The sequence below is a fragment of the Nesterenkonia sp. F genome (assembly GCF_000220985.1).
Lineage (GTDB): Bacteria > Actinomycetota > Actinomycetes > Actinomycetales > Micrococcaceae > Nesterenkonia.
On sequence record NZ_AFRW01000120.1, the window covers coordinates 1 to 4,801 of the forward strand.

The 4,801-nt window shown below is 61.7% G+C and carries 5 protein-coding genes; 2 read left to right on the plus strand and 3 right to left on the minus strand.

Going from position 1 to position 4,801, the window contains the following annotated elements; genetic code table 11:
• From GU5_RS15410 to GU5_RS0111205, 3 genes are all read right to left on the minus strand, one after another.
• On the minus strand, positions 1–1,165 hold a 1,165-nt coding region (locus GU5_RS15410; protein ID WP_139084429.1), incomplete at its 3' end, for a hypothetical protein.
• Between the two features lie 315 nt (positions 1,166–1,480).
• Positions 1,481–2,143, minus strand: coding sequence for a hypothetical protein (locus GU5_RS0111200; RefSeq protein ID WP_010525662.1), 663 nt, complete (start codon positions 2,141–2,143; stop codon positions 1,481–1,483).
• A 104-nt stretch (positions 2,144–2,247) separates the two neighbouring features.
• Entirely contained in the window at positions 2,248–2,844 is a 597-nt protein-coding gene (locus GU5_RS0111205; RefSeq protein WP_139084430.1) for a hypothetical protein, read from the minus strand.
• A 1,312-nt stretch (positions 2,845–4,156) separates the two neighbouring features.
• Between GU5_RS0111205 and GU5_RS16835 the strand changes: the two genes are divergently transcribed.
• Positions 4,157–4,456 (plus strand): type II toxin-antitoxin system RelE/ParE family toxin, encoded by a 300-nt coding sequence (locus GU5_RS16835; protein WP_010525664.1) that lies wholly within the window; start codon positions 4,157–4,159, stop codon positions 4,454–4,456.
• A complete protein-coding gene (locus tag GU5_RS0111215; protein WP_010525665.1) occupies positions 4,453–4,746 on the plus strand; it encodes a HigA family addiction module antitoxin in 294 nt (97 codons plus the stop codon). Before GU5_RS16835 ends, GU5_RS0111215 begins: the two co-directional genes overlap by 4 nt.
• Positions 4,747–4,801 lie beyond the last annotated feature (55 nt).

Below are 4,801 nucleotides of genomic sequence, written 5' to 3' on the forward strand. Positions count from 1 at the left end.
CGACGCCGTCGGCCGAGCCGTCAGGGGTTCCTCCGTCGTCAGTGCAGTTGACGCCGCCCTGGCTCACGTCTGCAGCGACATCGACGCGCTCGAAACCGAGCTCCAGGCTTCCGAGACCGTCCGGAGCAACCACTGGGACGGAAAGCAGCTGCAGGTCACCCTGCAGGCCTCCCATCGTGCCGGACGCATGGGTACCGTCAGCGGCCTCTTCGAAGTTGGTGGGCCCGCCATAGACGAGTTCGCCATCGATGATGTCCAGCAGAGATTCAGCACTCGAGCCCTCGAGCAGTTCCGACAGCTCGATGCCCAGCCCCGGCTCGATCACGAACTCATTCTCACCGACAACGACAGCCATGCTGGGCATAGTGGAGACGTCGACGGAGGCGCCGTTCGGCTGGCCACTGGCGCTGGCAACGATGGTCCCCGTTTCACCCGAGGACTCGCCACCCCAGGACACCCCAACCTGGCCGCCGAAGAGCTGAACATCGGCGAAGGTCCACGTGGCCTCGGTCTCTACGCCCAACGCACCGGGGCACTGCTCAGACCCGTTGTCGACCAGACGAACTTCATTGGTGTTCTGCCCCAGATTGGCGCTGCCCACGGGGAAGATGTCTGACAGTCCCGGGACAGGCGCGGGAATCTCCTCCCCCAGCCCCGAGATCAGGTTGAGATCACCAGTGGTGGTCACCGAATCTGCCACGGTGCCTCCATTGGAGAGCACTTCATCAGTCCACGTAGTGGAAGTGGCTCCGGTCAGCCCCTCAAGGTTGCCAAGCAGCGGGATGTCGAGGTTTCCGAAATCGTTGGACGCCTCGTCCACGTCCTGGACTGTCGTCGAGTAAGACTCCGCATTGACGACGTCCACGGGGATACCGATCGCACCAGCGCCGATCGGCGCGGCGCGGCTGTAGGCGCGAGCCTCAGGATCATCCGCGATCGATCCAGGAACGGCGAATTCACCGACACCGGTGCCGGAATAGTCGGAGAGTCCCTCAGAGTTCGCCACCGTCACCGACTCGGCAATGTTTGCCCGAGCGTTGACAGAATTGTCCAGCAGTCCCACTCCTGCGAACACGCCGTAGTTGCGTGCTTCTCCGGAGAACTGGCCCTCCTCGAGATCTGCGGCGGCAGCAGGAGCTGCAGGTGCCATGAAGGCAACGGCCATAGCCGCGACGCTGAGCGCCCCCACAGAGCCTCGCAGGCCCCTGGAAGATCGCCCTCGTCCTCGCTCATCGTGAGGTGATGTACTCACTTCGTTATTCACTTCATTCCCCCTAGTTGACTTCAGGGCATCGGGCACGGACACCACGAATAGGCACGCACCAACCGCGACTCCCGGATGGAAGACGGGTAGAAGGCAAGCCTGCGAGTGATCCGTTCAGAGGCCGCTACTGTGAGCGACGCCCTACGCAACCCTAGAGGAAGATGCCTGAACATCAGATAACAAGAGTATAACGATGAGCGGATTGTAGACTTAAGTTTAACTGGATCGACCCTCCATGCCTCCGAGGACTTCATCGGGAGGTGGGGCCTCAACGTCGACGTCAGCGCCGAAGCCCCAGAAGCGGACATCGGCCTCCAGATCGTTCGCCGTGCTCACGTACCGAGCCGAGTCAAGATCACCATTGGACGGAAGTTCCAACCATGGAGAGTCTTCGTCGCCTCCCAGGACATACCGGAAGGCTTCCCCCTGGCTGGATTCCACCGTGCCTTCCACAGTGATGTCGCTCATCGCAACCGCTGTTGTCTGTTCCAACAGCCGGGCATAGTCATAGGGGTCGGCTACGGCATCCCCCGCGGACATCTCGAAAACGACATACATTCCCTCGGCGACGCTCGCCCCGTCGGAGGGATACCCGAGAGATTCCCAGTATTCGGTCGGACCCTTGATCCACGTCAGGTCGTTTGCGCGGATGACTTCAAGGTCCATGTCGAGGTTTCCCCCAGAAACACTGACAGTGCCTTCGAAGCCTCCGTCCTGCGCGTCGAAAGCCATGTCGGCCCGCTGCGTCTGACCCTCGACGGTTGTGCTGCCTTCAGCCCGGAAGCCGGCCGTCTCAGAGACCAGGTCTTGAAAGTCTTCAAAGAGCTCTTCCGCTTCCTGTGGGTCATCCAGCGGCTCTGGAGACTCCTCACCGCTCATATTCTCTTGTGCGGCGGTGGACGCTGCATCACTGGGGGGTTCCTCTTGGCCACACCCGCTTATAAGCATTATGGCTACAGCGCCGAGACACGTTGCCTTGATCCTCACTCTTCCGGGATCAGCACGGAGACATCCACGTCGCATTCCTCCTGCACCTCCTCCTGCTCTGCTTCGAACGCGTCAGTGCCAGCTTCAACCGCTTCGGAGAGGAGGAAAAGGAAGTGATCGTTAGCCGGCTGTTCACCAGAGCTCAGGTAAAAATTGCGAGCTTCGCTATAAGAGCTGCCGACGTCACCCCACAGTTCCTGTGCTTCTTGATCGGGAGCGAGCTCTTCAAGCTTGTCAGCGGAATCAGCGAAAAGAGCCAGCCGCTCCCCCATTTGAGCTGTAGCAGCCTGTTGCCCCTGTTCGGAGGCTTCTCTATTAAGGGTCACCAGCCCTTCAACTACCCCGCAGTAACTCTCAGCCTCGGAGGGGTCTGTGTACTCCATAGACTCCCCGTCGGTCGGCTCCTCAGTCTGTTCCTCTGCATTCGCCGTCTCCGACTCATTCTGGCCCGGAGCGCTCTCCTCTTGAGAGGTCTGGGAGCTTCCCTCATCGCCACAACCTGTCGTCCCCAGCGCAAGCAAGCCCAGAGTTGTCATCATCAGGAATCTTGTCACGTGGAGGTTGACTGCTAGAGGCTTGGCATCTTTAGGCACAGGTTCGCCACCTTCTCGGAACGACGTCATTTTCGCGATGCACGCATTGTCAGACTCTGCGAGGAGAGCCTACGGCAGACCTGCAAGCGGGACCACGGGTGACAATAACGGTTGAAGCCAAGCCAGACCGATAGCAGCGCCAGCCCTCAGCGGTACAGTCGTTCGGCTTGGGGGATTTCCCAGGCTACGCTGCAGCACGAGAGGCCCGACGCCTGGGTCTGCTGAAGATTCTGTCGACTCCGTGGCTCGCACCGGGGACGGCCCCTAGTCACCACGCGTGTTGCTGAGTAAGGTGTGCCATGTCATGTTCACGTTCAGGTGATGTCCTGCGGCGTGGGCGTGACGACCATGATGAGTACATAGATACGAAGGAGACGTCATGCCTGAGCTGAGCGGCCTGCTGGGAACAATCACCGGCCTGCTGGACACCGTCCTCTCCCTCCTGGGAGGCCTGGGCGGCTGAACCAAGGCATAGCCTGAACGGCCGCTGTGCCGCCCGGCCCACAGGGGGTATCCGGGCGGCACAGCGTTGTTCAGGGAAATCGATCGCCCCGGACTGCGCGCTGGAGGATCGACACTTTCCTCGCCCGTGCCGGGGCATGGGCTTTCTCCAGTTACGGATTCGGTCGGGAAGACTCCAGCCCCTTGGCGCCTACGTCTTCAAGGACGGTCCGGCGACAGCGCAGCTGATCCCGGACCAACCGCGAGGAGCGAGGATTCGTCCTCGCAGGGTGAGCCGGCCGGGTTCACCCCGCCAGCCCGGGCCACCGGCCTTCAGCCGCTGTCATTACGGCGCTAGCATCGGCGCGTTGCTGGCTTGATCAGCGGTCGGCAACACCACCGACGGCAGCAAGTGGTCGTCGACGAACTGGTGGATCTTCGTCCAGAGCCCCGCTGCGAGGGCTGCCCACGGTATGACCAGCCGGATCGTACCCCGCCTGGTCCTGTTGGGGCCCGGCGGTCCTGAACTCAGCATTGTCGGCTATAAGGGCGAGGGCCAGGGTGATGCCACGCGGAAGTGGAACCTCGCCCCGCTTCTCGGCGAGAAGGAACCCTTCTCTCGCGTCTGCCGAGGTCGCGGCGACCATGCCGAGCACCTAATGGCCAGCCCCCGCACCGACCATAGCAGTCACGTCAGTCACCTCCGGTGGCGCGGAGCTCAGCTCAGTCACCGGCACTCCCCGGCCGACAGGGCAGCGCGGAGGCTCCTGGTCACCGCCCGGTCATGGTGACGTCCCGTTGGGGTAGATACCGCCAGGCCCTCCGAAATCACTTCCTTGCCCAGAGTAGCGTACCGCGCTACTATCGGAGCATGATCCAGTCATTCAGGGACAGTCGCACGCGGCAGCCTTGGAAGATTGGTAAAGACAAGAAGGGCAAGCTCGCTCCGCGCATCCTGTCGGTGACGATGCGCAAGCTACAGATGCTCGACGCAGCCGCCGCCCTGAAAGATCTACGCATACCGCCGGCGAATCGATTGGAAGCCCTCAAAGGCGACCGCCGAGGACAGCACAGCATCAGAATCAACGATCAGTGGCGCGTCTGCTTCAGATGGACCGACCATGGCCCGACCGACCTCGAGATCTGCGACTACCACCAGGAAGACCGATGAGCACCACCCACCTCATCCACCCCGGTGTCATCCTCCATGAAGAATTCCTCGAGCCGTTGGGCATCAGCTCCTACCGGTTGGCGCAGGACATCGGAGTGGACAAGACTCGCATCTACGCGATCATCCGCGGCCAGCGCGATGTCACTGCGGACACCGCGATTCGCCTGGCCCGCTACTTCGACACTACCGAGGCGTTCTGGATGAACCTCCAGACGACCTATGACCTGTCGAAAGAGCACGCCGACCACGAAGAAGAGCTTCAGGCCATCAAGCCGCTCACCCCGGCCTAAGAGCCCTAAGAGCAGAGCGCGACGCCATGCGTACTGGCAACGTTCGTCATCGCCT